Source organism: Soonwooa sp. (assembly GCF_030151385.1).
Classification (GTDB): domain Bacteria; phylum Bacteroidota; class Bacteroidia; order Flavobacteriales; family Weeksellaceae; genus Soonwooa.
The window spans coordinates 1-25,776 of the sequence record NZ_JASLDS010000059.1 but is presented as its reverse complement, the minus strand read 5'-3'; the positions used below and the strand labels follow the sequence as shown (position 1 = coordinate 25,776).

The following is a 25,776-nucleotide window of genomic DNA, read 5'->3' as shown; positions in this document are numbered from 1 at the left end:
TAATTCAAAACCTTGAGGCGCAAAGGCATCAAAGTTTATCCCTATATTTTATACAAGAACAGAAATGCTTAACTCATTATGAAGCATCTCTTGTATGTTGGTTTAAAAAATAATTTTTTACAATCGGTTGCAATAACCTTTTCTAAGGCTCTAACCAAGATGTAAGATATGATGGATCCTCGACTTTCATTGCTTCCTCTGTCAATAACAAAGGACGGAAAGGGTCAACCATCACGGCGTATTCATGTGTTTCTTTAACACCGATACTTCGTTCCATCGCACCTGGATGTGGACCATGCACAATGCCACCTGGATGTAATGTAAAATCCATCAAATCGATATGATTACGACTCATAAAATCGCCCTCGGTATAAAACAATACTTCGTCCGAATCAATATTCGAATGGTTATACGGTGCAGGAATTGCCAATGGATGGTAGTCAAAAAGTCTCGCTACAAAAGAACAAACTACAAAATTGTGCGCTTCAAAAGTTTGGTGCACTGGAGGCGGTTGGTGTACGCGACCTGTAATAGGCTCGAAATTTTTAATGTTAAATTTAAACGGATAAAAGAAACCATCCCAGCCCACAACATCGAAAGGATGCGTTGCATAGGTGATGTCCCAAATCATATCGTCTTTTTTAACCTTAATTAAAAACTCACCTTTTTCGTCTTTTGGTTCTACAAGCGTTGGCAAAATAATATCGCGCTCACAGAAAGGCGAATGCTCTAATAATTGTCCAAACTCGTTTCTGTAACGCTTTGGTGTATAGATCGGCGAATTACTTTCAATGAAAAATAAAACATTATTCTCGGTTTCGAATTCCATTTGATAGATTGTTCCACGCGGTATAATCAAATAATCGCCAACACCGAATTCTAGATTTCCAACAAAAGTCTTAAGAATACCTTTTCCCTCATGCACAAAAAGCAATTCGTCCATGTGGGCATTTTTATAAAAATAATCGGTAGATTTTCTAGGTTTAGCAAGTCCCATTTTCAGGTCATTGTTTAACATCAAAATCTTTCGGCTCTCCAAAAAATCATCTTCGGGAGTCACATCTTTCCCCTTAAACATCCTTGGTTGTATGTTTTTGGGAACTGCAATTTTGGGTGTTGCGTCCTTGTAAAGCTTAACTTCTTTAATCTGTGTTGGACGGTGGATATGATATAACAATGAGGAAATCCCGTGGAAACCCTCTGTACCAAACAATTGTTCGTAATAAAATTTGTCTTCTGGCGACTTAAAAATCGTATGTCTTTTCTGCGGAATACTTCCAGAACTGTGGTATCTCATTTTACTTTTCGCTTTTCCCAAATTTAATCATTTTCGAGCAGTTAGTAAACAATCCGAAAGAATAATCAAATTTTGTTTTTAAATTTATTTTGTTAGATTTGTCTAACTTTTATAAATATATGAATAAAACATTACCTTTACTAGGACTCTTACTTTCATCAATATTGTATTCTCAAGAGTCCGACAGCTTGACTATTGATCGAGACAGCGTCGTTATTAAACCTAACCGACACACTAAAAATATTGATGGCGTTAGCATCATTAAAACCCAACGACCTCAAAAAAAATCGAACAGTATTATCCCAATAGAAGTGTATTCGTCTGCTTTTTTAAGAAAAAACAATACAAATAACATTTTTGATTCGGTAGCGATGATCAACGGTGTAAAACCTCAACTTAATTGTGCCGTTTGTAATACTGGCGATATCCACATCAACGGTATGGAAGGTCCTTACACGTTAATGTTGATCGATGGGATGCCAATTGTTAGTTCGTTATCAACCGTCTATGGTCTTAGTGGAATTCCGAGTAACCTTATTGACCGCATCGAAGTTATAAAAGGTCCTGCTGATGCGACTTATGGAGCCGAAGCAATGGGCGGCATTATCAATATTATCACCAAAAGTCCTCTCACTTCTCCAAAATTAAGTATTGATTATTCAACATCTTCCAATGCCGAACTAAATCTTGATATGGCAACGAGCTTCAGATTAAATTCTAAAATTTCGAGTTTGTTAAGTCTTAATCATTTTTATTTTGGAAACAGAATCGATCTTAATAAAGACAATTTTACCGATACACCTTTGCAGCATCGAATCTCGATTTTTAACAAATGGAATTTCAAGCGAGAGCATCAAAAAAGAGCGAGCTTCGGTTTACGTTATTATTATGAAGATCGCTTTGGTGGCGAAATGAACTGGCAAAAAGAAAATCGCGGAAGCTCCGATGTCTATGGAGAAAGTATCTACACCAATCGCGTAGAAGTTTTCGCGCTTTATGATCTTCCAACTTTAGAAAATATCACAACTTTATGGTCGTACAATTACCATCATCAAGATTCTTATTATGGCGAAAACTCTTTTCTTGCAGATCAACAGGTATTTTTTGGACAGATGCAATGGCAAAAAAAACTTGGCAAACATCATTTAACTTCTGGTATCACAGCAAAGTTTTCTACTTATGATGACAATACTGTTGCAACAGAAAATTACACACAAACGGCAAGCTTGCAAAACCGAAATCTCTATGGCTTTTTCGCACAAGACGAATGGCAGATTTCGAAGTCAAATGCTCTACTGTTGGCTTATCGTTTAGATCACGATAACCAACACGGTTTAATCCATTCGCCGCGATTGGCATGGAAATTTATGCCAAACGAACATCATACTTTTCGTGCAAGCTTAGGAAAAGGATTTCGTGTTGTCCATGTTTTCACGGAAGATCATGCTGCATTGACAGGTTCTCGCGATGTTGTTATTTCCGAAACTTTAAAACCTGAAGAATCTTACAATGCCTTTGCCAACTATCTTACCAAAATTCCTTTGGGAGACGCCAATGTAAGTGTAGATCTCTCTGGTTTTTATTCTTACTTCACGAACAAAATTATTGGCGATTTCGATACCGATCCTGATAAAATTATTTTTAAAAACTTGGACGGATATGCGGTTTCAAAAGGTTTGTCGTTAAACATGGATTTGCTTTGGACTTCGCCATTAAAAATAAATTTGGGTCTTACCTACATGGATGTTTATCAAAAAAATAGCATTGAAAAAATCCAGCAACTTCATGCGCCAAAATGGAGCGGCGTTTATAATTTGAGTTATTATTTCCCGAACAATTGGATTGCAGATTTTACTGGACAATTTTACGGACCAATGCGTTTGCCGATTTTGGAAGACGACTTTCGACCAGAGTATTCACCATTTTTTACTTTGGCAAATATCCAGATTAGAAAGCAATTCAAAAATTTTGAAGTCTATGCTGGTGTAAAAAATCTATTGAACTTTCTTCCGAAAGATCCGATTATGCGTACAAATGATCCTTTTGATAAAAATGTTGATGATCCTATCAGCAATCCAAAACATTATACGTTTGACACCACTTACGGTTATGCACCAATGCAAGGTATCCGAAGTTTTATTGGTGTAAAATGGGATTTAAAATCAAAAAAGTTTTAAATTTAGTTTTTATTAAAAATCTTTAAACCGCAAAAGTGGAAAACATTATTCATTAAAGATGATGTTGACAAAAGAATCTTGTCTTTTGTAAGCTTGAATTAAGTTAAAATCTTTTGTGGTTAATTTATAGATAAAGAACAAAAATCTTAGTTTTAAATATTCGAAAATGTCCAAGAAAACAAATGCAGTACGGATTTTAGAATCTCAAAATATCACTTTCGAACTTCGAGAATATGAAGTCGATGAGAATGATCTCAGCGCAGAACATGTCGCAGAATCTATCGGGATTTCTGCAGAGAAGATTTATAAAACGCTTATTCTGAAAGGTCAAAAAGATCCATTTTTGGTTGCTGTCATTCCAGGTAATGCACAATTGGATTTCAAAAAATTGGCGAAAGCTTCTGGCAACAAAAATTGCGAAATGCTTCCCCTTAAAGATTTGCTTGCTACAACTGGATACATCCGAGGTGGCTGCTCGCCAATTGGGATGAAAAAAACTTTTCCAACTTACATCGAAGAGATGGCAACTCTAGAAAATGACATCATCATTAGCGCCGGTAAACGAGGTTTGCAAATCATCTTAAATCCAAACGATCTACAATCTGTCACCGAAGCATCTTTCGCGGATTTGTGTAGCTAAATTTCTTATTCAAATTAATATGAACTATTAAAATGCTTTCAGAGTTTCAAATTCTGAAAGCTTTTTTCCTATGGCGCAGAATCCCGCGTGAGGGATCGACGTGAAAATCCTTTGGGGTTGGAGCGAGGCGGCGGAGCGTAGCGGAGCCGTCCGAGCGACAAACCTAAAGATTGCAACAAAGAGCCCGACCCGAGGATTTTGACAAAAGAAAAACCTCATAGGTTTTTAGAAACCTATGAGGTTTAGCGAAGGAAAAATACGAGGGACACGCCCAAATATTTTTACACTAAACTTATCTTTTAATTTAGGAAAACTTCATAATTGTTGACATCGTGGACAATACTCAGCAACTCGTCGTTAATCTTGATGCGATGCTGCATGGACACTAATTCTATAACACTGTTATCTTCTGGATTTTTGACGCAGAAACTCAACTTTTGATCACCATAATCGTGTCCCAAAAACGAATTTTTGAAAAAGTCAATATCCGTCTGACGGAGACTGTCGAGACTCACAACCACAGACATACTTTTTGCAAACTTGTCGAAAGCTTCCTTCAATTCGATAACATCGTTGACATTGACGAAAACGCGACCGTCTTTGACTTGCGCAAATTTTATTTTTAAAATTACAAAACGCTGTACTTCCAGCTTTTCTTTTAACTTCATATAATCGCGGTCGCCCAAACGGAAAGAATACGAACCCGTGTAATCTTCCAAGGTTACAAACGCAACCTTCTCACCACTTCTAAAACCATCCTGCACACGATATTCGGTGATTAATCCTGCAACAGAATATTCCTTACCTGTATCTTTATCACGGTTGCGCCAATCTTTTTTGTCTTGTTCTGGTTTTGCCAATTTTGGAAAAACATTGTCTTTAAAATAATCCAACTCATCCAAATTAAAGAAGTTAAAACTTCCTTTGGGCTCAGCATTTTTAGTTGAAGCTTCCACCAATTCGGATTCGCCATCGTGGTCTTCGATATCGAATTCAAAATCGATTTCCTCCACCTCATCTTTATCATCTTCTGCCGCAGCCAAAGCAGGATTCTCTTGCGGAACATCTTCGCTTTGACTTTCCAACACTGCTTTTTTCGACAACACACCTTGGATAAACTGAAACTGATATTTGAATTCGTCCAACGGATGCGCCGACAGATAGAATCCGATACTTTCTTTTTCCTTGTTAAGCGTGTGCATATTTGGCCACTCTGCGCAAGGCAAAAGTTTTGGTTGTTCTATTTTGACCTCATCTGCAAAATCTGCAAATAAGGAATTTTCCATTTCATTATGACTTTCTTGGAAGCTTTGTCCATAACGCAACAACTTTTCGAGATTAGTTTTCCCAGCTTGGTCAATATCAAAATATTGTCCGCGGTGATACTTATCGACACCATCAAAAGCGCCAGCAATTACCAAACTTTCCGCCACTCTTTTGTTAACTTGCGATGCTGGTACACGCTCGAAAAAGTCATATATATTTTTGAATTTTCCTTCTTGACGTGTTGCATAGATTGCCTCACTTGGTCCCTCGCCTATTCCTTTAATCGCTCCCAAACCAAAACGAATTTGACCTTTTTCGTTTACTGCAAATTTGTACTGCGATTCGTTAACATCTGGTCCTAAAACATCAACACCCATCGCCTTACAATCTTCCATAAACATGGTAATTTGCTCGGTATTGTTAATGTTATTACTCATCACACTCGCCATATATTCGGCAGGATAATTGGCTTTTAGATAAGCCGTTTGATAAGCGATAAAGGCATAACAAGTGGAGTGCGATTTGTTAAAAGCATATTCGGCAAAGGCTTTCCAGTCATTCCAAATTTTTTCCAAAGGTCCTTCATCAAGATTATTCTTACGTCCACCTTCGATAAATTTTGGATACATCTTGTTAAGAACGTCGATTTGCTTTTTACCCATCGCCTTTCTCAAAGTATCGGCTTCACCTTTGGTAAAATTTGCCAACTTCTGAGACAACAACATTACCTGTTCTTGGTAAACAGTAATTCCGTAAGTTTCCTTTAGATATTCTTCAGTTTCTGGTAAGTCATAGACAATCTCCTCGATCCCGTGTTTACGATTAATAAAGTTCGGAATGTATTTAATAGGACCTGGACGATACAAGGCGTTCATTGCAATAAGATCGGCAAAGACTGTAGGTTTCAGCTCGCGCATATATTTTTGCATCCCTGGACTTTCGTATTGGAAAATCCCAATCGTACGACCTTCTTTAAAGAGTTGATAAGTTTTGACATCATCCAACGGAATCAAATCTGGATCGATATCGATATCATAGCGTTGCTTCACCAACTTAAGAGCATCTTTAATGATCGTCAAAGTACGAAGTCCCAAGAAGTCCATCTTCAAAAGTCCCGCACTTTCCGCAACCGAGTTGTCAAACTGAGATACCAAAATATCAGCATCTTTCGCCGCAATGGTCACTGGCACAAGATTACTAACATCCTCTGGCGTGATAATCACACCACAAGCATGGATCCCTGTGTTACGAACGCAACCTTCCATCTTTTTGGCACTCGCCAAAACTTGGTAACGATCATCATTAGGATCATCCAAAACCATCTTCATCTCGTCCACCAAAAGTTGTTCTTCTGGTTTCAGTTTATCATATTTAGAGAGGGCTTTTGCAATGTTCATCCCAGGTGTTGACGGAATTAATTTTGCAATACTATTGGTATCTGGTATTGGCAAATCCAAAACTCTTCCCGCATCTTTAATTGCAGATTTCCCTCCCAAAATAGAATATGTGATAATCTGTGCAACCTGCGTTTTACCATACTTTTCAACAACCCATTTGATAATTTTATCCCGACCTTCATCATCAAAATCAATATCAATATCAGGCATCGAAACCCTTTCTGGATTTAGGAAACGCTCAAAAAGCAAATCGTATTTAATAGGGTCAACATTCGTAATTCCAATACAATAAGCGACAGCAGAACCTGCCGCGGAACCACGACCAGGTCCAACCCAAACGCCCATATTTCGAGCTTCGTTACAGAAATCTTGTACAATCAAAAAATAACCAGGATAACCTGTATTTGCGATAACATCCAACTCGAAGTCTAGACGTTCTTTAATCTCGTCGGTGATACCAGTTTCGACATAACGTTTTTTCGCACCTTCATAAGTTAAATGCGTTAGATATGCCATCTCACCACGTTTGCCGCCATCGACATCATCTTCTGCATGGATAAACTGCTCAGGAATATCAAACTTCGGAAGCAAAACATCACGCTTCAATCGATAAGGTTTGAACTTGGCTAAGAAATCTTCATAAGCTTCGAAAGCATCAGGATAAGCCATAAACGTCTTTTTGACATCATCACTGCTTTTGATATAATATTCTTGTGTACTAAGACCCTTTCTTTTTCCAAAACCCTTACCAACAGGCGTTGACAACTTTTCGCCATCTTTGATGCACATCAAAATATCTTGGATATTTGCATCTTCTTTATTGGTATAATAGGTTTCGTTTTGGGCTAAAATTTTAACCTCATATTTTTCTGCTAATTGTAAAAGAACTTCATTAAGATGCTCTTCTTCTGGCAATTCGTGGTTCTGAAGCTGAACATAGAAATCATCACCAAACTCATCTTTCCACCATTTGAAAAGCTCCTCTCCTTTTTGTTCACCAATGTTAAGAATCGCATCAGGAATATCGCCATTAATCCCCGAAGTTAAAGCGATAACACCTTCTTTGTATTGCGCAATCAACTCGCGGCTAATTCTTGGGACACCAAAATAAAAACCCTTAACAAAACCAATACTCGATAATTTTGCTAAATTCTTATAACCTTCAAAATCCTTTGCTAGAAGAACAACTTGCGTTCTTTTGTCAGGATCATCTTTGGTAAATTGTTTTTGCTCGTAACGGTCAGAGATAAAAAACTCACAACCCAAAACTGGCATCAGCGGTTCTTTTGGAGGTTCGGCATCGTTAAATTCCTCGCCTTTTTCCTCAGCCTCTTGCTTCTTTTCAAGATAAGATTTGTAAGCTTTTTCGCGGTCACCATTAACGCCTTCCATCGCCGAAACAAATTTGAAAGCACCCATCATGTTCCCGATATCGACCATACCAACTGCTGGAAAATCGTTATCCACCGCTTTTTTAATCAAATCATTAATACTTGACGATGCCTGCAACGTGGAATAAACACTGTGGTTATCAAAATGAAAATACTTGCCAAGGTCAATCTCGTCAAGACTTCCAAAATCTTTTTTCTTGTTTTTATTGTTAAATCCAGCAACCTGACGACGAATAACAATGTCGAAAGGCGCAATTGGATTAGGATGTAATTCTTGATAAAGTCGAAGTTGGTCTTCAGAAATCTTAAGCAAATCTGCAGGAATAATGCCGATTCTCATCATTTCGAAAAAGACTTGCGCAGTTGCATTAACGTCCGCAGCAGCATTATGCGCTTCATCGAAACTTGTACCGTACAGCTTTTCGTACAGCTCACCAAGTTTTGGTGCTTTGTAACGACCATTACGTCCTCCGCCTAACTTACAAAAATCGGTTCCCAAATGCATGGTATCCGCCTTTGGAAGCGCCTGCAATTTGTCTTCAATTTCTTTACGGTAAAACTCAGCGCCAACAATATTGTAATCGAATTCCACATTATGTCCAGCACCTACTTTCGACCTTTCCAAAACCGCCTTGAACTCTTCTAAAACTTCCTTCAAATCTCGACCTTCTTCTTGCGCCATTTTGGTAGAAATCCCGTGAATTCTTGTCGCGTTAAACGGAATATCATAACCTTCTGGCTTTATAATATAGTCTTGATTTTCAATAAGATTACCTTCTTCATCATGTAACTGCCAAGCAATCTGCACCATACGTGGCCAGTTGTCCGAGTCTGATAAAGGGGCATTAAAATTCTTTGGTAAACCTGTGGTTTCGGTATCGAAAACTAAGTACATTAATTTGAAATTTTTGCGCTAATTGAGTGTAAAGTTAAGACATAATTCCTCAGAAAAAAAGTAGCAAAAATTTGATTTTATAAAAAAATTATAAAAGTGTTAATATCGGTTAAATATCACTTAAGTTTTAGTTTTAGATTTAATTTTAACAAAAAATATTGCGTGAAGAAACTTCTACTATTTTGCTTACTATTAAGCGCCATTTTTTATAAATCTCAAAGCATCTCTGGAACAATCCGCCTCAACAATTATCCTGTTGCTGGTGCTTTAATTATCAATCTCTCAACCGAACAACGCACAACATCGACGGCATTTGGATTTTATAGCATCGCTGCAAAAGCTGGTGACAAAATAAGAATCACGCGATCTGGTTATGAGAATATTAACTTCCATGTTCAGAATCTTAACACTTCCTACGATTATGACATAACGCCCATCCCAAAAGAAATTGAAGAAGTTGTAATCGCTCAAACACCAACAGGTGATTTAACAAAAGACAGCGAAGCTTTTGGAAGAAGTTTAAAAGATAGACGCGTGAATGATGGCATCCGAAAAACGATAAAACTACCATCTGAATTCTACGTTGAAAGACTAAGAAAACCTGGAGATTTTGTACAACCTGTTGGTCCTGGAATTAGTTTTGGAGCTATTGACAACAAGTGGTCGCTTCCCGATTGTGTCGAATGGTTACACAGCGAACTAACCGACGAATATTTTGCAGAATTCGGTCTCGAAAGTCAAGATGTCAACAGATTTTTATCTTTTTCTTTAATGACTATGGACAAAAAAACTTATGCTGAAATCTTAAAGTACGGTTATATAAGTCCTTTCAACATGGGACAAATTAAACTCATTTTCGAAAAAACAATTTTGACCTTTAAGAAAAATCCAACACAACAAAAACCTTAGACACCACCAATACTAAGAGAGTCTTGTCTTTTCTTCTCAGCTCTTTCGATTAAAACTTGTGCTGCAACTTGATTGCGATTATCTTGTTCTTTTAAGATTTTGTCGAGTTGTGGCTGGATTACTTTTGTCATATCATCCACCGACATATCATTAGCCTTAGGGTCGTCCATTAAGTTATACCAAGGTCTTCTGCCACCCCATTTGTAATCGCCATAGACATAGACTGGTGTGCCGTTGGCACGAACTGTTGCACCACCTTTATTAAGAATCCAAGTGTCGGCAAAACTGTACATCCACTTGGCATCTTCTTCCAACATTCGGAGGCATGAGTGCGACGCTGGATAACCTGGCAACTCGTACTGATGCCAACCAATACCTTGGAAGTTACTGATATTAAAATTCCATCTTAGCTTCCACTCATCACTAACTGTAGAGATTGACACTTCTTTTTTCCAATTGGCAAAATGAAGTCCTCTATCCGTTTGAGAGGCTTTTTTCCCCATCGATGTTGGCCCCCATTTAACAAGGTTTCCATATTCATAAACACCAAAAGCCTGAATTGGATATGAGAAAAACACAAACTTCTTAACATCTTTAAGAACAGGAACATTACCTGGAAAAGGCGAATATTTTAAAAAATCTTTTTCGATAACACTTGGCACAACCAAAGTATCAGGACGGTTAAGGTTCCTTTTGTCAACTCTATTAATAGCACAAATAGTGTAAATCTCGTCAGAAGTATATTTCTTCTTAAACTCTTTGGCTATAGAATCATTCTTTTTTAATGAAATTCCCGTGTAATGAAATTCTTTATTTGGAATAACCGTTTTTGCAGCCTCCTTTTTTTGGTTTTCTATTTTGGCAAGAGAATCCTTAATTCTGCTTTCTGTATTATCAACTTTTACCGAATCGACAGAATTTGGAGCGTCTATAGATGCTGACGAACTTGAAGAACTCTGAGTACTTTCTTGGTCTTTTTTACATTGAATTAAAACAAAAACAGGCAGCAAAAGCCATAGTTTTCGACTAAAATTGAATTTCATAACGTGTTTTTTAACGAATTTTTAACATTCAAAAACTAGACCAAATTTTGTAAATTTTTCTTTGTATTAAGGATTTGTAATATGATTGATAATTTTTTTAGCATGAATCCGAGAATTCTCTATAAACCACAAATGTGTATTGCGACCACCACAAACGACTCCCGCTAGATAAAGTCCTTTAATATTAGTCTCCATTGTTTCGGGATTATGAAGCGGAACTTCGGCATCGCCTTCCAAAATAATTCCAGCATTTTTTAAAAACTTAAAATCAGGCAAGTAACCAGTCAATGCTAAAACAAAATCATTTTCTATACAAAGCGATTCTGTTTCAGTTTTAAACAAAACATGCGTATTTGTGATTTCTGTAATCTCGGAATTAAAATAAGCTTTGATACTTCCTTCGGCAATTCGGTTTTCGATATCTGGTTTCACCCAGTATTTAACACGATTTCCAATTTCGGAACCGCGAATAATCATCGTAACATCACCGCCTTTTCGATAAATCTCTAAAGCCGCATCTACCGAAGAATTACTCGCACCAACCACGACAACTTTTTGTTGCGCGTACGGATAAGGTTCTTTATAATAATGATGAACTTTGGGAAGATTCTCTCCTTTAACATTCAACAAATTTGGAATGTCATAAAATCCAGTTGCAATAATGACTTGCTTGGCTGTATAACCTGCTTTTGAAGTCGCTACCGAAAATTCATTTCCATTTTTCTGAACCATCAAAACTTCCTCATACAACCGAATATTGAGTTTTCGTTGTCGCGTTATCCCTTGGTAATATTCCAAGGCGTCTTGTCGACCTGGCTTTGGTGCTGTCGTTATAAAAGGAATGTCGTCGATCTCAAGGCGTTCTGCCGTTGAGAAAAACCGCATGTACAAAGGATAATTGTAAAGACTATTGGCGATTGTTCCTTTTTCTAAAATAACATAAGAAAGTTGGTGTTTCTCCGCTTCTATCGCACAAGCAATACCAATAGGTCCTCCACCAACTATGATTAAATCTAACATTTTTATTTATTTTTCATGCAAAGACGCACTATTTTTATTAAAAAAGATTAATAAAAAGCAAAGATAAGCAAAACGGTTAAACCCTTTGCTATACAACGCTTTATAAAATAGTAGTCTTAAATTGGAAGTCCGTGTCTGTATGATTTTAGGCTTAAATTGACAAGGTTAGGTTACTAATTCGTTACCTGTTGATACAGGTAACGGTATGTCTTAACAAGTTATATTTCAGTGTTTTGCACCCTTTTTTACGTTTCCTTGTAACTCAATGTAATTTAATTTTAAACATTAAACATTGGAGTTATGGAACAGGCAAAAAAATCGACGTTCAAACTACTTTTCTATTTGAAAAAGAACGAACCGAAAAAGAACGGTAATGCCCCGATTATGGCACGTATTACCATTGACGGAGTTGCTAAAACTTTGGGAACAAAGTTAGAAATTAATGCAAATAATTGGGATTTAAAATTCGGGAGAGTTTTGGGCAAGAGTACCCAGGCATTAAGCATCAACCAAAAATTAGATAACATACGTGGGCGTATCGACAAGATTTATGAAGATATGCTGAAACACGAGGGTTTTGCTACCGCCCAAAAAGTAAAGCTCTCCTTTTTAGGTGTGGGTGTAATGGACGATGCTATACTGAAAGTTTTCAACGACCAAAATGAGGAATTTAAAAAATTGGTCGAAAAGGAAGAACGCTCACAAAGCACCTACAACAAGTATATCACGGTTTACAATCATCTTACCACGTTTATAAAGGAACGCTATCATCGTAATGATATGGCTTTTCGGGAATTGACCAACGATTTTATCCGTGAGTTTGATTTTTACCTACGGTACGATTTACAGTCGTCGCATAATACGGTTTGGGTGTACACGATGCCTGTATTAGCCCTTGTCGAACTGGCTATCAAAAAAGGGCTGATACGTGATAATCCGTTTGAAGATTACGAAATCAGTATGGAGGAAACCGACAGAGGTTACATACTGAAAGAAGATGTCGAAAAGCTAATGATGTGCGAACCTGCGCACAAACGGTATGAGGTAGTAAAAGACCTGTTTATTTTCAGTTGCTTTACCGGACTTGCTTATGCAGATATTAAAAAGCTGACAAGGAACAATATTCAGTCATTCTTTGACGGTCATCAATGGATTATCAGCAGGAGAAAGAAATCTGATGTTGCTTCCAATGTTCGGTTAATGGAAATACCCAAACGCATCATTGAAAAATATTTGGGTACGACCCGCAATGAATTTATCTTTCCTGTTCCGACCAATACGACCTGTAATAGACACGTTACTAAACTGATTGAAAAAGCGGAAATTATTACGGAGCAAAAAGTAACTTTCCACACGGCAAGACATACTTTCGGAACAATGTTTTTGACCGAGGGCGTACCGCTTGAAAGTTTAAGCAAAATGATGGGGCATAAAAATATTTCTACCACACAGATTTATGCAAAGATTACCAGCCAGAAAATCAGTAAGGATATGGATTTGGTAACACCGAAATTCAAGGCAATGGAAGAAGCATTTTTAACGGTAGATATTTAATTAAATCCAACACAACTTATAGAACAGAGCTTGACAGCTCTGTTTTTTTTGTCCCAATTTTTTATACCCAAAGCACATTTACCTCCCTTTCCAATTTCCCCGACTGTAAAAGAGCTTTCGGCTATTTCTGAAACAGAAATTTGAAAAACGCCCTTCCGGCATTTTTAAAATCCCTGTCAGGTGTGGCTTTAAGAGCCACACAATTAAAAAAACATTTATCAATCCAGGGAAATAGAAGTGTTATTTCCATTCACAACAGACCATTTTCCAATGCAATTTTCCCGGCTTCCACATTTTCTTTTATTCAAAGAAGCCTGTATGCACTATTGTCCCATTTCAAGAGCAAAGGTATTTCCGTGTTCTTAACGCCGCCAAAAGGTCACGCAAGTTTGAAAAAAAATCTCCACCCGTTGGGTAGTATTTTTTATTCAAAACCTTGTGTCGGCTAAACACGAACCTTTTATGCTCGTGAAACGAAACATAGCATACTCCGGCTCTTTGGACGAATAAAAAAAATGTCAGTTATGAAAATTATAAGCATTGAAAATGGTAATGAAACGAAACAGCACCTCCTCTCATTACCGAATAAATCAAAAAAAATTAAATCAAATATCAACCTCTAAAAATCAACAAAAATGAACATCACAGGAAGACTGACAAGAAATGCGGAAGTACGCACATTGTCGAACGAAAAACAAGTAGTAAACTTTTCAGTAGCGGTAAACGACAGCTATCGGAACAAGCAAGGCGAACGAGTAGAGCAAACAACCTATTTCGATTGTGCCTATTGGATAAGTGCTAACGTGGCAAGGCTACTGACAAAAGGCACTTTGGTAGAACTCACAGGGCGGGTAAGCACAAGGGCGTGGGTAAACAAAGAGGGCGAAGCGAGAGCAGGGCTGAATTTCCATACCTCACAAATCAAACTGCACGGAGGTAGTAGAAGAACCGAAACCCTACAAGCTACTGCACAATCTGAAAGCAACGGATTTACAGCAGAGGGAACGGAAGATGACCTACCATTCTAAAACGAGTATTCAATCATTTTTTAACATCAAAATTTTATCAAAATGGCACATAACATCAATTTCAACGAGAGAACAGGAAAGTACAGTTTCTTTACAGTACAGCAAAAAGCGTGGCACGGTTTGGGGCAAATCGTGGAGCAATACCCAACAAGCGCGGAAGCTATCAAACACGCAGGTTTAGATTACGAAGTCGTAAAATCCCCACTATTTACCAAAGGTTCGGGATTTATCGAAACGGCACAAGGTATTGAGTTAGGCAGTACCGAATTGGAAGTACCTAACTATTTCGCCAACATACGTACCGATAACAATGCAGTATTAGGCGTAGTCGGTAAGGATTACCATATCGTACAAAACCGAGAAGCGTTTAATTTCTTTGATGCTATCGTAGGCGGTGGGGACGGTATTTTATACGAAACCGCAGGAGCATTGGGCAAGGGAGAGCGCATTTTTATCACAGCCAAATTGCCCGACTATATCCGTGTAGGCAATGGCGATGATGTTACAGAAAAGTACATTTTCCTTACCACTTCGCACGATGGTAGCGGAAGTATTACCGCAGCGTTTACACCTATCCGTATCGTTTGCCAAAATACCTTAAACGCTTCATTGCGGAATATGACCAATGTTGTCCGTATCAAACATACTTCGGGAGCGAAACAGCGTATCGAGAACGCTCACAAGATTATGGGATTGGCTAACACGTTGAGCATTCAGTTAGAGGGCATTTTCAACCAATGGACAAAGGTAAAAGTAACCGACCGTGAGGTCAGAAAGCTAATCCAATTGGCACTTTGCCCGAATAAGGAAACCCTTGATTTACTCAAAAAGGGTGCGGAAGATGAAGTTTCAACCGTGTTTAAAAATGTAGTTGATGACGCTTTCGGCTATGCAATGATGAGCGACACACAGCTAATGGACACGACCAAAGGCACTTTGTTCGGAGCGTACAACGCTGTTACAGGCTACTATCAGAACGTAAAAAAATACAATAACGAAGAAGCCAAGTTACAGAATATTGTATTGGGCGGAACTGCACAACGCAAATCGCAGAAAGCATTTGAACTGTGTACCGCCTTTGCCTTAGACGGTGCAGAAATCCTAAACCTTAATTAGATAACAAGAGGCTACCGCCTTAATCGGTGGTAGCCTACTATAAAAACAGAAGTTATGAAAGCGACAACAATAGAGGAAGCGAAAAGTCTGGCGAGAGCCAAGAGCCTTGAAAAGAAGCACAGGGACGAAAGCGTATTTATTATTTACTGCAATCGTACAGAGCATTTTTATATAGACACAGACGGTTTAGTACGCCTTTGGGAAAAGTCACACGGCTACTATGTAAATGGAGTTTACACCGCAGAATAATTGCATAACATTTAAAAGCAGTTACAATGGAAACGAAAGCAATAGCCACAAAATTTGTCAGCCACGAAGTACCCAATTTGGAAACGCTGAAAAACTCAAAGGTGTATCAGCTAAGGGAGAAACTGAACAAGGGCGAGAAGTTGAGCCGAGCCGATAAAAACTGGATTGCAGAAGCAGTAAACCGAAACGCATTTTTTAACAGGGCAATTCCCCTAATGGGTTATCGGTTTGGGTTTGAGGATATTTTAAAAACCTATGTAGTGAAGCAGTACGACAGTTGGCAGGAATACAACGCACCCGACAAAACAAGCCTACGAAGTTTCATTTATGGCAGGATTGACAAGATAGCAGAAATAACAAATTAAAAACGGATAGTAATGTATATCACAGATTTAAACGGTTGCCTAATAGAAGTTACAGACCTTGACGAAGCTATCAGAATAACCGCAGATTACAAGGAGTACAGGCACAAAGACAAAAGTTTTTCCGAGTTCGACAAAAGGCAAAAAGCTTATTGGACGGATATGTACGAGAAACTTACAGCAATCAAAAAACAAGTAACAACACATTAAAATTAAGACAATGAACACAAATTTTTTCAATCAGATAGCACAGTTGGATTTTACAGGTAATTTACAACTGACAATAACCAAAGGCACGGAAAACAACCTAATCGTAACAGTATTGCTCAACAATGAGCAATGCGGAGATAGTGCAAAAAACCTCATTCCCCCTTTGACATTCAACGCCACTCCGCAGGAGTTTGACGAGGGATTTTTTGAGCAGATTACCGCACCTATTAAAACCATTTCGGGCGTAATGGTAGATATGGAAGCCTTTATGAAGCAAATGGAAATCGTCAAACTGCAATCCGAAGCGGAGAAGCAGAAAGCCGAGAAAGCTAAAAAGGAAAAGGAAGCAAAAGACAAGAAGTACAAAGACGGTATGGCAAAGGCTGACGAGTTGGAGAAAGAGGGCAAATTCCGTGAAGCGTGGATAAAAGTACCCGACATTGCGGAGTTTCCCGAAAAGGCGGACGAGATACGCAAACGCAAAACATCATTGTCCGACAAGTTTGCAACACCGAGCCTATTCGGTGCAATGGAAGAACCAACGGAAGAACCGCCACAAGCGGAAGAAGTTACGGCAGATTGCCCCATTGACGAAACAGAACAGTATTAACACCAAAATCAAAAGTTATGTTATTAGCAACAGTATTACCGAGAGTTTTTATACTTAAAGATAAAGGACAGGACATCAGACTGACCGACCCCGAAGCACGTTGGAGCGTGGAAGCCGTAATGAATTATTACGCCAATATGTACCCGATTTTGACGACCGCAAAGGTATCAGCACCGAAGATAAAAGACGATGCGGTCGAGTACAGATTTGAAAGCGTTATGGGTACTAAAGGATAATTTAAAATCGTAAAACAATGAACTATGCAACGCAAAATCATATCGGGAACAATCAGCATACCCGAACAGAAACGGCAACGGAAGTTGCACCGACAGTTGGGCGAGTTCGCACAATGGATGCAAAGACCAAAAGATGCAGACCAGGTGCGGAAAGACAAACGGAAATCCGTACCGATAGCAATGCTACCAATGGTTTTCTAAAGTGTACGTTTCTGCCTAAACTGAAAACGGCACAATCCGTACAGGCTTGTCAGAAAACGGAAAGGGATTTTTATAAATCCCTTTCCAAACTTGCCGAGCATTACAGCATTGAGCCAATGCCAACCCGACAGGGTTACGGCTATCCCTACAATATGGTATTGGCTATGTGGGATATGGATACCCAAATGAAACGAAGCCATAGAAATTGGGACGGTTTTAAATTGATACGGGACAGTAAGAAAACCTTTTTAACGAGCGAGGAAAGATACGACACAGGTACAACGCTGTTTTACATTCCCATTGTTCCACTCTTTGAAATGTTGCACGACAAACAGCGGAAACACACCGCACATTTACTGACTTCGGTTTGCAGTTATCTGTACCATATTGCCCAAATACCATATTACAGACAGGAAGACAGCTATTTGTATTGGCTGTATGAAACGCACAAAGATTGGGTAGATTATGACGATGAAACGGAAGAAACCGAAAGCTATAAAAGTGAATTGAGGAAAGCGGAAACCGTTGGCGACAGGATTGAGCAAAAGTTGTACAACCGTATCAATCTAACGATATTTGAGCAACGTTTAAGCCGTTTTAAAAGCCGTGATACATTCGACAAAGAATGTTGGAACGTGGCTTGTAATGCCTTTGCCCTTTATACGGAATACCCGACAGCAAGTATTTTCCGAAACGCACCCATACCCGAACAAGACCCCTATAACGATGATTGCGAAAACGAAGTTATCGGAATGGAAAAGTATATTTCCTTTATCGCAGATACCAAAGGTTGGTTGTACGAAAACATAAAAGACAGTATCAACAACGAGTTTAACGAATACGGAGTAATGGAAGAACCGACCATTAACAAAGTCTTTGACGAAAGAAAAATATCGGTTGGAAACCTTGATTTTGAGAACTGCCTGTTTGAGTTATTGGACGACCTATCTTACCTATTGTATAACTATAAAACCACAGAAAAATGAACAATGCAACCGACATAACAGCAAATTTCGGAACGCTTTATTTTCCTAAATCAGCATTGGTTTTTTACGTAACCAACGGCACGGACAAAGAAACCTATGTAGAGCATTTCGATATGGACATTGCCCGCGCACTGGTTACCGATGCACCCATTTTACTTTGTGATGAACCAACCGCTTCGTTGGATGCCAAAAGTGCGAATGTTGTAATGAATGATCTAAGGGAATTGGCCCAAAGTGGTAAAGCTGTGATCGTCGTAACACATGATCTACGGCTAAGACAATATGCGAACCGTATTATCTATGTAGAAGAAGGCAATGTATCGGATACTCCGAAAGATGAAACACTATATAAACAGTAGAAAAATGAAATACTCAATTAATATCATGCAAAAAATGGGAAAATTGACTCCTGTTGTTCTTTTGTTTGCACTACTTCTTTTGAATTCTTGTGGAAATAAGAAAGCAGAGCAACGGGCAGAAAACATCAAAGAAAAAGGACTTGCGGTACCTGATAGCGTCAGTGTTGTTTCGGCAATTGGTAAGATAGAACCCGAAGGGGGATTGGTAGAGATCGCTTCAGAATATGGGGGAATCATTACCCAGTTGTTCAAAGCAGAAGGTGATTATGTTGAAGTTGGAGAGATCATTTTTGAATTGAATACGGAATCCGAAAAGGCAGATGAGAATATTCTGCTTAAACAACTTGATATGCAACAGAAAAGAGCTGAAGCGGATTACTCAAACATTCAACAATATGAAATTCAACTCGCAGAAATAGAACGAGATCTTGATGTAAGCAATCGCCTTGCAGAAACTGGAGCTGAAACTTGGCAAAATGTGGAAACAAAGAAAAAAGATCTTGATGTGGCCCGTGCCAACCTTAATTCTGCAAGAAAAAATGCCGCAGCCTCTTTCGCAGACATTGATGTAATAAAATCCCAATTGGAAAAATCCAAAAAATCAACCAACGCCAGACTTGTACGAGCCGAACAGAGTGGCACATTGATCAGCATGAACCTGAAAGAGGGATCATCTATTTTGGTCAGTGAAATCTACAACGCAGATTATAACGTTCAAAAATCAAAAAACGATTACCTGACCGCTGCATACGACTATATCTTAGCGCAATTAAAGTTTGAAAATGATCTTAAAAAATAGAATTAACGCAACGCAACAAAAAATCAATTTTATGGAATTTAAGAAAATTATGATATTATTTGTTTTTGCAATACTGGCAAATAGTGTCTGGGCGCAAAACCCAACTGCAAAACTCAGTGGAAAAGTAACCGATTCACTTACTCAAGAAGCCGTGTACTATGCCACGATCTCTTTACATCCAGTTGGAGACGACAAAAATGTGAACGGAACTGTAGCGGATGAAAAGGGCCAATTCACACTCGATAATCTAAGACCGGGAAAATACGATATCTCCATCAACTTTATAGGGTACAGTACAAAAACCTTCTCCAATTATATTGTTAAGCCTGGAGACAATAATTTGGGCAACATTATGATCAATCAAGATGCTAACCTGCTTGAAGAAGTAGTGATACAGGGAGAGCGCCCTATTATCGAAAATAAAATCGACAGATTGGTTTTTAATGCCGAAAGAGATGTAACCTCTATGGGCGGAAATGCCACCGATGTTTTGCGTAAGGTGCCAATGCTTTCTGTAGACATAGATGGAAATGTGTCCATGCGTGGCGATCAAAACGTAAAAATATTAATCAATGGAAAATCCTCTGGTGCAATGGCCGGTAATGTTGGCGATGCCTTAAAGACCATTCCTGCCGATCAGATAAAAAGTGTAGAGGTTATTACTAGTCCCTCGGCTAAATATGATGCAGAAGGGACTTCTGGCATTATTAATATCATTACCAAAAAGAAAGATATTGGCGGAGTAAACGGCTCTATCTCTGGCGGTCTTGGAACCAGACATAATAATGGAAATGCAAACTTTAATGCTAGAAAAGGAAAATTTGGCGTTGTAGCCAATGTAGGAGGTAATTATATGTGGCCTCAAACCGTTACCAATGATTTCGAACAATTTACAATTGGGGGTGATCCGGTGTTGAAGCAATTCAGTGATCAAAAGACCACCCGATCTGGACTTCGGGGGTCTATCGGTATTGATTATGACCTGACCGATAAAGATCTATTTACTACCACGTTTTCAGTAAACGGATTTGAAATGAATATGGATGGAAACACCAATTCAACGTTCTTCTTGCCAAATAATGGTAATTCGTCACTATTATCCAATAGAGATCAAAAGACTGCCTCTGACGGCTTTGATTGGTCAGCAGATTACATAAGGAAATTTGCAAATCCAAAACAGGAATTGACACTATCAGGGCAGTTTTCCAGAAGCAACAGTATTACTGATTACAAAACGATTTATGAAACAGGAGGTCGTCTTGACGAAATTGGAGAAAATAAAGGAGTAAATGATGAATTTACGCTTCAGGCAGATTATGTACAACCTCTCGGTAGTACAACATTGGAAATGGGAGTTAAAACCATTCTTCGCGATATTACAAGCTCATCTTTGATTCAAGAAGGAGAAGACGGCAGTTTTCATATTTCAGATGATCGATCTTATGACTTTAACTATAACCAAGATGTAGTAGCTGGATATCTATCGTATGGTTTTGAGTTTGCTGAAAAATATGAAGTAAAAGCAGGTCTTCGAATGGAACACACAAAGCTTAATGGTGATGCAATAGGCGGTTTCGAAGCCTTTAAAAATGACTATACAAATATATTACCCACTGCGGTAATATCGAAAAAGCTAGGAAGGATGTCTAGTTTAAAACTGAGCTACAACCAACGTATTCAAAGACCAAGTTTGTTTTATTTAAATCCTTTTAGAAATACGGCAGACCCAATTGTTCAGAGACAAGGAAATCCAGAGCTTAAGCCTGAGCTTTCCCACAACGTTGAATTGGGCTATTCAACATTTAAAAAAGGAACGGTGTTTAATGCTTCCATATTTTATCGCAGAACCAACGACGTAATCGAAAGCTTGAACCAGATTGACAGTCTTAGCACGCCTGGACAGCAGATTTCATTGACTACTTTTGACAATATCGGCACCAATGAATCTTTTGGAACAAATCTGTTTTTGTCTTTTTCACCTATTAGAAATTTAACGCTAAGAAGCAATGTCAGTCTATTTACATATGAAGCAAAAGGAAACTCCTTTAATGAGGAAATGAGTACTCAGGTTGGCAAGTTGCATTTTATGTATCGCGTTTTTATAAACGGGAGTTATAAAATAAGCAATGATTTAATAGCGGAGACATTCGTCATGTTGAATTCACCAAGACGTACATTCCAGGGTACTTCCCCTTCTATGAGTATGTGGACCGTAGGTGTGAAAAAAGAATTATGGGACAAAACGGCTAGTATTGGATTAAATATTACAAACCCATTCTGGGAAAATACCAATTTCAAAAGCGAGGTATTTACTCCTGATTATACCCAAACAAATAATATGAAACTCCCGTTCCGTTCTTTTGGACTGACCTTTAGCTATAATTTTGGAAAGGCGGATACGAAAGGTAGGGCTAAAAAAGAAAGAGGTATTAAAAATGATGATCAGAAACAAGGAGAATCTAATCAGGGAATCCAAATGGGTAATGGTATGTAAAAATCAATCTCACTAAATAAATTTAATAAGCGAGAAGGCCGTAATTCCATATGTACTAATTAATCAACACTGTGAATCACATGAAAAGTACAGACTAAGAATGTAAAATCTAATTGCGAAAAATAGAGGATTACACGTAAGCTTCAGGTTGCCTCACAAAAGAATCATTTTATGGATAAAATTTATAAGGAGTCGCTTATCAAACTGGAATTGTCAATCAACGACATGGAAGATGAAGCAAATTATTCAATTCAACGGATTGAAACCGTAATAAGGGCGATTCTGAGTTGTTTATCTGATTTAAAAAACTATGTCCTTGAATATGGTTTTGATAATATTAATGATGAAATTCGATTTTTTAAGTATCAAAAGCCAGCCATTGTTTCTAAGTTGATTTATTATAACGCCGTTTATAAAATCGAAACCAAAAAGCCTTACGGAGAAAAACAGATAAAAAAATATCTGAATAGAGAATTAAATAAACTCAAAAGGTTTTTTGATAACAATCTTGATTTTTACAAGTATTACCGTAGCAATAACACATTCCTTGACCAGGTTTTTTTTATTCGAGGGAAGCACGATATAAGATTGTGGTTAGATACGTTTTATTTTGAAGCTGACCACCGTTTTTGTACCTCCCACGACTACAAAGTAGCCAAAATAATAGCAAATGACTTGATACAGGTCTATCTTGAAAATCAGCTAAATCACAACCATAAAAAGATATCCGACAACTACTTGATGAACTGGACAGCTAGCAAAACCGCATTAATAGAATTGATTTATGCGCTCCATGCACAAGGCGTATTTAACAATGGGAGTATAGATATTAAATTTATTGCCAAAACTTTTGAAAGTGCTTTTAATATAGATTTGGGGGACTTCTATCATACATTTATGGAATTAAAAGCGCGTAAAATAAACCGAACGAAATTCCTTGATAGTTTGTGCAATGCTCTTATAAAGAAAATGGACGAACGAGACGAGAGATGATCATAATATCCCTCGTGAAAAACTGATAACTTTTGTCCGCATAATACTTTCTGAAACCTTTGGTGCTTCATGCTCTTTTTCAATTTGGTTTCCCGGTGCTTCGGGATTGATAGAGAGTTGGATCTTCCGCTCAACGGAAGCCAGCTCAGTTTTGAGTCCGTTTAATCGATTCTCTTTGCTCCACGTACCGTTAAGCACCTCTTGTAGAACAGGTAAATCTTTTTGGATTTCGGTAATTTTCTTTTGTTCCTGTTCGATATAGCTTGGTAATTTTTCCAAGGCATTGAGGAAATTCATAGAGGCAAGTTTTTCATCTTTGGCAATGATACCGTTATTGTAGGTATATTTAATATTCCCCTCTCCCTGTATCAGAAAACGGTTTACCCGAATATCCATACCCTCTCTTTGCGACATTTCCGTTTTGACCAAAAGCTGAAAACCGTACAAGCTACCAATTTCTTCATAATCCCCACCTGTACGGGATTTGTCTGCAAGCTGATTGAGCTTTGCACCGATTTGTTTGATGTCCGCATTGGGCGACAAGCCGTCCAACTGAACAGGATTGGCAACAGTACCGTCCGAGCGTTTTTGAATACGACTTTGCAGATTGTTCCAATCGAGGCTCATACGGTCAAAGCGTGATTGGGCTTTGTCCAATTCTGCCGTATAATCTTCCAATTTGTACTTTGCACTGTACTTGGAACGATTAAATGCTTGTCTTTCGCTTTCCAATCCGGCAATCTGTTTTTCTATTTTGGCTTTATCCAAAAGGTCAGTATTTCCCATAAGAATAGCCACATATTCCGAGAAATTCATTCCTGATTTTTCGTCCATACTGCCCTCGTCAATCGTCCGTTTGCCGAGATTATTGGATTTCAGTTGGTCTATAAATAGCTGTTTGTTGTACAGCAGATTAAACTTATAACTGTCCAACGATTTTTCAACTGCATAAATAATTACATCCACTTTGTTGTTATTAAAATGTTTAGCGATTTCATTTCCTTTTCTTATAGCCCGACCGTCCCTTTGGGCAAGGTCGGACGGTCGCCACGGCGTATCCAAATGGTGTATGGCAACCGCTCTTTTTTGTGCATTAACACCTGTACCTAACATACTCGTAGAACCGAACAGCACACGGATTGTTCCATCATTCATTCCCTTGATAAGTGCCTTGCGTTGCTTGTCGTTCTTCGCTTCCTGTATAAAGCGGATTTCGTGTGCAGGTATGCCGTGGTCTTCTACGAGTTTGCGTTTGATTTCAGCATATACATTCCATTCGTTGGGCTTGTATATTCCCAAATCCGAGAACACGAATTGTGTACCTTTCTGTGCGTTGAACTTATTGTAATACTTGGCGATATTCTTGGCACAATGTGAAGCCTTGTTGTCAGGGTGGTCTTCATAATGCGGGCTTACCATTCGCATATCCAATGACATCTTACGGGCGTAGTCCGTAGCGATGAGCATTTTTGCCTTTTCCTCTTTTTGTGATAATGGTGCTCTACCTAATAATTCGCCTTTGCCTGTTTCGGCAAACTTCATCAGCTTTTGGATAAATTCTTCCTGGTCTGGAGTTGGCGGTATGTTGTAAAATATCTCGTTCTTTTCGGGGCGGTCAATGCCAATCATTTCCGCAGTGCGGTAGTCCGTTATTTCCGAGTAGAATTGAGCCAATTCCGGCACTTTTATAAAGTAGCGAAAACGCTCTTTTGCCACGATATTGTTCGCCACTGAAAACTCGTAATCGGTGGTTTTCTTGGCGTAAATCGCCGCCCACGCATCAAACGAGTTAATACCCTGTTTTGCCAATGCTCTTGGTCGCAGGTATTTGAACAGCAGGTACAGTTCGGTAAGTGAATTACTAATGGTAGTTCCCGAAAGAAAGGTCGCACCCATATCCGCATCATTCCGTTCTTGTATGGTACGGATAGCAAAAAGCAGGTTTAGTGCCTTTTGGCTTCCCTGTTGGTTTCCCAATCCCGCCACCCTCGAATGCCTTGTATTGAACATTAGGTTTTTGAATTGGTGGCTTTCGTCCACAAACAAATGGTCTATGCCCATCATTTTGAAGTCCACTATATCATCTTTGCGGTTTTCAATATCGTGTTGCAGGGTTTTGAGCTTTACTTCGAGATTTTCCTTTTGTTTTTCTGCTCCCTTTAGCATCCATTGTGTGATGTCATCGCCTTGACTTCGCATAACGTCAAGATTTTCCTCTACGCTGTTTAATTCGTCTTGGAGAATTTCCTTTTGTATTTCGGCTGATTGGGGTATCATTCCGAATTGGTCGTGTGTCAATATCACACAGTCCCACTCGTTGTTTTTAATATCGCCGAAAATCCGCAGGCGTTTTTCGGGCGTAAAATCATCAATGCCCGGATAGAGGATTTTTGCGTGAGGATAGGCTTTGCGGTAGGCTTCGGCTATTTCGGGAATATTGGCTTTCAGCCCGATAATCATCGGTTTATGAGCCATTCCCAAACGCTTCATTTCCTGTGCTGCGGTACACATGATGAGCGTCTTTCCTGCCCCCACTTCGTGGTC

The 25,776-nt window shown here is 38.6% G+C and carries 22 protein-coding genes; 17 read left to right on the top strand and 5 right to left on the bottom strand.

All coding sequences use genetic code 11. From position 1 onward, the window contains the following. Positions 1-142: 142 nt before the first annotated feature. The gene (locus Q1V95_RS11425) at positions 143-1,297 is read right to left on the bottom strand and encodes a homogentisate 1,2-dioxygenase (RefSeq protein ID WP_300673979.1); all 1,155 of its coding nucleotides are present in this window, start codon (positions 1,295-1,297) and stop codon (positions 143-145) included. Between the two features lie 119 nt (positions 1,298-1,416). On the opposite strand from Q1V95_RS11425, the gene Q1V95_RS11420 reads away from it, so the two are divergent. Together Q1V95_RS11420 and ybaK are read left to right on the top strand one after the other, a co-directional pair. Continuing rightward, positions 1,417-3,474, top strand: coding sequence for a TonB-dependent receptor (locus Q1V95_RS11420; RefSeq protein WP_300673976.1), 2,058 nt, complete (start codon positions 1,417-1,419; stop codon positions 3,472-3,474). Between the two features lie 166 nt (positions 3,475-3,640). Continuing rightward, positions 3,641-4,114, top strand: coding sequence for a Cys-tRNA(Pro) deacylase (ybaK, locus tag Q1V95_RS11415; protein WP_300673974.1), 474 nt, complete (start codon positions 3,641-3,643; stop codon positions 4,112-4,114). Between the two features lie 299 nt (positions 4,115-4,413). Here ybaK and dnaE read toward each other — a convergent pair whose 3' ends face one another. Further along, positions 4,414-9,063 carry a DNA polymerase III subunit alpha gene (gene dnaE, locus Q1V95_RS11410; protein ID WP_300673972.1) on the bottom strand — a complete coding sequence of 1,550 codons (4,650 nt, stop codon included), beginning with the start codon at positions 9,061-9,063 and terminating at the stop codon, positions 4,414-4,416. Between the two features lie 162 nt (positions 9,064-9,225). Between dnaE and Q1V95_RS11405 the strand changes: the two genes are divergently transcribed. Further along, complete coding sequence (locus Q1V95_RS11405) at positions 9,226-9,972, top strand: hypothetical protein (RefSeq protein ID WP_300673970.1); 747 nt, start codon at positions 9,226-9,228, stop codon at positions 9,970-9,972. On the opposite strand, the gene Q1V95_RS11400 is transcribed toward Q1V95_RS11405, so the two are convergent. After that, positions 9,969-11,015, bottom strand: coding sequence for a L,D-transpeptidase (locus tag Q1V95_RS11400; protein WP_300673967.1), 1,047 nt, complete (start codon positions 11,013-11,015; stop codon positions 9,969-9,971). The two genes, Q1V95_RS11405 and Q1V95_RS11400, sit on opposite strands and share 4 nt — an antisense overlap. Positions 11,016-11,081: 66 nt before the next feature. Further along, positions 11,082-12,041 carry a YpdA family putative bacillithiol disulfide reductase gene (locus Q1V95_RS11395; RefSeq protein WP_300674038.1) on the bottom strand — a complete coding sequence of 320 codons (960 nt, stop codon included), beginning with the start codon at positions 12,039-12,041 and terminating at the stop codon, positions 11,082-11,084. A gap of 294 nt (positions 12,042-12,335) precedes the next feature. Between Q1V95_RS11395 and Q1V95_RS11390 the strand changes: the two genes are divergently transcribed. The 14 genes from Q1V95_RS11390 to Q1V95_RS11325 all read left to right on the top strand — a co-directional run bounded on the left by Q1V95_RS11390 (position 12,336) and on the right by Q1V95_RS11325 (position 23,232). Further along, positions 12,336-13,589: a site-specific integrase gene (locus Q1V95_RS11390; RefSeq protein WP_300673964.1), complete on the top strand. Its 1,254-nt coding sequence runs from the start codon at positions 12,336-12,338 to the stop codon at positions 13,587-13,589. 140 nt (positions 13,590-13,729) lie between these two features. Then, positions 13,730-14,038, top strand: a complete 309-nt coding sequence (locus Q1V95_RS11385; protein WP_300673961.1) for a hypothetical protein — start codon at positions 13,730-13,732, stop codon at positions 14,036-14,038. A 186-nt stretch (positions 14,039-14,224) separates the two neighbouring features. After that, positions 14,225-14,617 carry a single-stranded DNA-binding protein gene (locus Q1V95_RS11380; protein WP_300673958.1) on the top strand — a complete coding sequence of 131 codons (393 nt, stop codon included), beginning with the start codon at positions 14,225-14,227 and terminating at the stop codon, positions 14,615-14,617. 42 nt (positions 14,618-14,659) lie between these two features. Beyond that, on the top strand, positions 14,660-15,733 hold the full coding sequence (locus Q1V95_RS11375) for a DUF932 domain-containing protein (RefSeq protein WP_048500405.1): 1,074 nt from the start codon (positions 14,660-14,662) through the stop codon (positions 15,731-15,733). 54 nt (positions 15,734-15,787) lie between these two features. Continuing rightward, the gene (locus Q1V95_RS11370) at positions 15,788-15,982 is read left to right on the top strand and encodes a DNA-binding protein (RefSeq protein WP_083993730.1); all 195 of its coding nucleotides are present in this window, start codon (positions 15,788-15,790) and stop codon (positions 15,980-15,982) included. 26 nt (positions 15,983-16,008) lie between these two features. Next, the gene (locus Q1V95_RS11365) at positions 16,009-16,347 is read left to right on the top strand and encodes a hypothetical protein (protein WP_048500406.1); all 339 of its coding nucleotides are present in this window, start codon (positions 16,009-16,011) and stop codon (positions 16,345-16,347) included. Between the two features lie 12 nt (positions 16,348-16,359). Then, complete coding sequence (locus Q1V95_RS11360; protein ID WP_048500407.1) at positions 16,360-16,554, top strand: hypothetical protein; 195 nt, start codon at positions 16,360-16,362, stop codon at positions 16,552-16,554. 10 nt (positions 16,555-16,564) lie between these two features. Then, a complete protein-coding gene (locus tag Q1V95_RS11355) occupies positions 16,565-17,164 on the top strand; it encodes a PRTRC system protein E (RefSeq protein WP_048500408.1) in 600 nt (199 codons plus the stop codon). A 17-nt stretch (positions 17,165-17,181) separates the two neighbouring features. Next, complete coding sequence (locus Q1V95_RS11350; RefSeq protein WP_024564690.1) at positions 17,182-17,400, top strand: PRTRC system protein C; 219 nt, start codon at positions 17,182-17,184, stop codon at positions 17,398-17,400. A gap of 317 nt (positions 17,401-17,717) precedes the next feature. Then, positions 17,718-18,587 (top strand): hypothetical protein, encoded by an 870-nt coding sequence (locus tag Q1V95_RS11345; RefSeq protein ID WP_366143284.1) that lies wholly within the window; start codon positions 17,718-17,720, stop codon positions 18,585-18,587. Then, positions 18,584-18,946 carry a hypothetical protein gene (locus tag Q1V95_RS11340; protein WP_300673922.1) on the top strand — a complete coding sequence of 121 codons (363 nt, stop codon included), beginning with the start codon at positions 18,584-18,586 and terminating at the stop codon, positions 18,944-18,946. Before Q1V95_RS11345 ends, Q1V95_RS11340 begins: the two co-directional genes overlap by 4 nt. Positions 18,947-18,950: 4 nt before the next feature. Beyond that, positions 18,951-19,745, top strand: a complete 795-nt coding sequence (locus Q1V95_RS11335; RefSeq protein WP_300673920.1) for a hypothetical protein — start codon at positions 18,951-18,953, stop codon at positions 19,743-19,745. 31 nt (positions 19,746-19,776) lie between these two features. After that, the gene (locus Q1V95_RS11330) at positions 19,777-22,239 is read left to right on the top strand and encodes a TonB-dependent receptor (protein ID WP_300673917.1); all 2,463 of its coding nucleotides are present in this window, start codon (positions 19,777-19,779) and stop codon (positions 22,237-22,239) included. Between the two features lie 171 nt (positions 22,240-22,410). Beyond that, entirely contained in the window at positions 22,411-23,232 is an 822-nt protein-coding gene (locus Q1V95_RS11325; protein WP_300673915.1) for an RteC domain-containing protein, read from the top strand. Here the strand turns inward: Q1V95_RS11325 and Q1V95_RS11320 are convergent. Next, the coding region (locus tag Q1V95_RS11320) for a helicase-related protein (protein WP_300673912.1) at positions 23,233-25,776 on the bottom strand (2,544 nt) is incomplete at its 5' end.

Coding starts and splice junctions, on each gene's coding strand:
- Q1V95_RS11425 (WP_300673979.1), bottom strand. CDS start 1,297: ATGAGATACCACAGTTCTGGAAGTATTCCGCAGAAAAGACATACGATT.
- Q1V95_RS11420 (WP_300673976.1), top strand. CDS start 1,417: ATGAATAAAACATTACCTTTACTAGGACTCTTACTTTCATCAATATTG.
- ybaK (WP_300673974.1), top strand. CDS start 3,641: ATGTCCAAGAAAACAAATGCAGTACGGATTTTAGAATCTCAAAATATC.
- dnaE (WP_300673972.1), bottom strand. CDS start 9,063: ATGTACTTAGTTTTCGATACCGAAACCACAGGTTTACCAAAGAATTTT.
- Q1V95_RS11400 (WP_300673967.1), bottom strand. CDS start 11,015: ATGAAATTCAATTTTAGTCGAAAACTATGGCTTTTGCTGCCTGTTTTT.
- Q1V95_RS11390 (WP_300673964.1), top strand. CDS start 12,336: ATGGAACAGGCAAAAAAATCGACGTTCAAACTACTTTTCTATTTGAAA.
- Q1V95_RS11380 (WP_300673958.1), top strand. CDS start 14,225: ATGAACATCACAGGAAGACTGACAAGAAATGCGGAAGTACGCACATTG.
- Q1V95_RS11375 (WP_048500405.1), top strand. CDS start 14,660: ATGGCACATAACATCAATTTCAACGAGAGAACAGGAAAGTACAGTTTC.
- Q1V95_RS11370 (WP_083993730.1), top strand. CDS start 15,788: ATGAAAGCGACAACAATAGAGGAAGCGAAAAGTCTGGCGAGAGCCAAG.
- Q1V95_RS11365 (WP_048500406.1), top strand. CDS start 16,009: ATGGAAACGAAAGCAATAGCCACAAAATTTGTCAGCCACGAAGTACCC.
- Q1V95_RS11360 (WP_048500407.1), top strand. CDS start 16,360: ATGTATATCACAGATTTAAACGGTTGCCTAATAGAAGTTACAGACCTT.
- Q1V95_RS11355 (WP_048500408.1), top strand. CDS start 16,565: ATGAACACAAATTTTTTCAATCAGATAGCACAGTTGGATTTTACAGGT.
- Q1V95_RS11350 (WP_024564690.1), top strand. CDS start 17,182: ATGTTATTAGCAACAGTATTACCGAGAGTTTTTATACTTAAAGATAAA.
- Q1V95_RS11345 (WP_366143284.1), top strand. CDS start 17,718: ATGCCAACCCGACAGGGTTACGGCTATCCCTACAATATGGTATTGGCT.
- Q1V95_RS11340 (WP_300673922.1), top strand. CDS start 18,584: ATGAACAATGCAACCGACATAACAGCAAATTTCGGAACGCTTTATTTT.
- Q1V95_RS11335 (WP_300673920.1), top strand. CDS start 18,951: ATGAAATACTCAATTAATATCATGCAAAAAATGGGAAAATTGACTCCT.
- Q1V95_RS11330 (WP_300673917.1), top strand. CDS start 19,777: ATGGAATTTAAGAAAATTATGATATTATTTGTTTTTGCAATACTGGCA.
- Q1V95_RS11325 (WP_300673915.1), top strand. CDS start 22,411: ATGGATAAAATTTATAAGGAGTCGCTTATCAAACTGGAATTGTCAATC.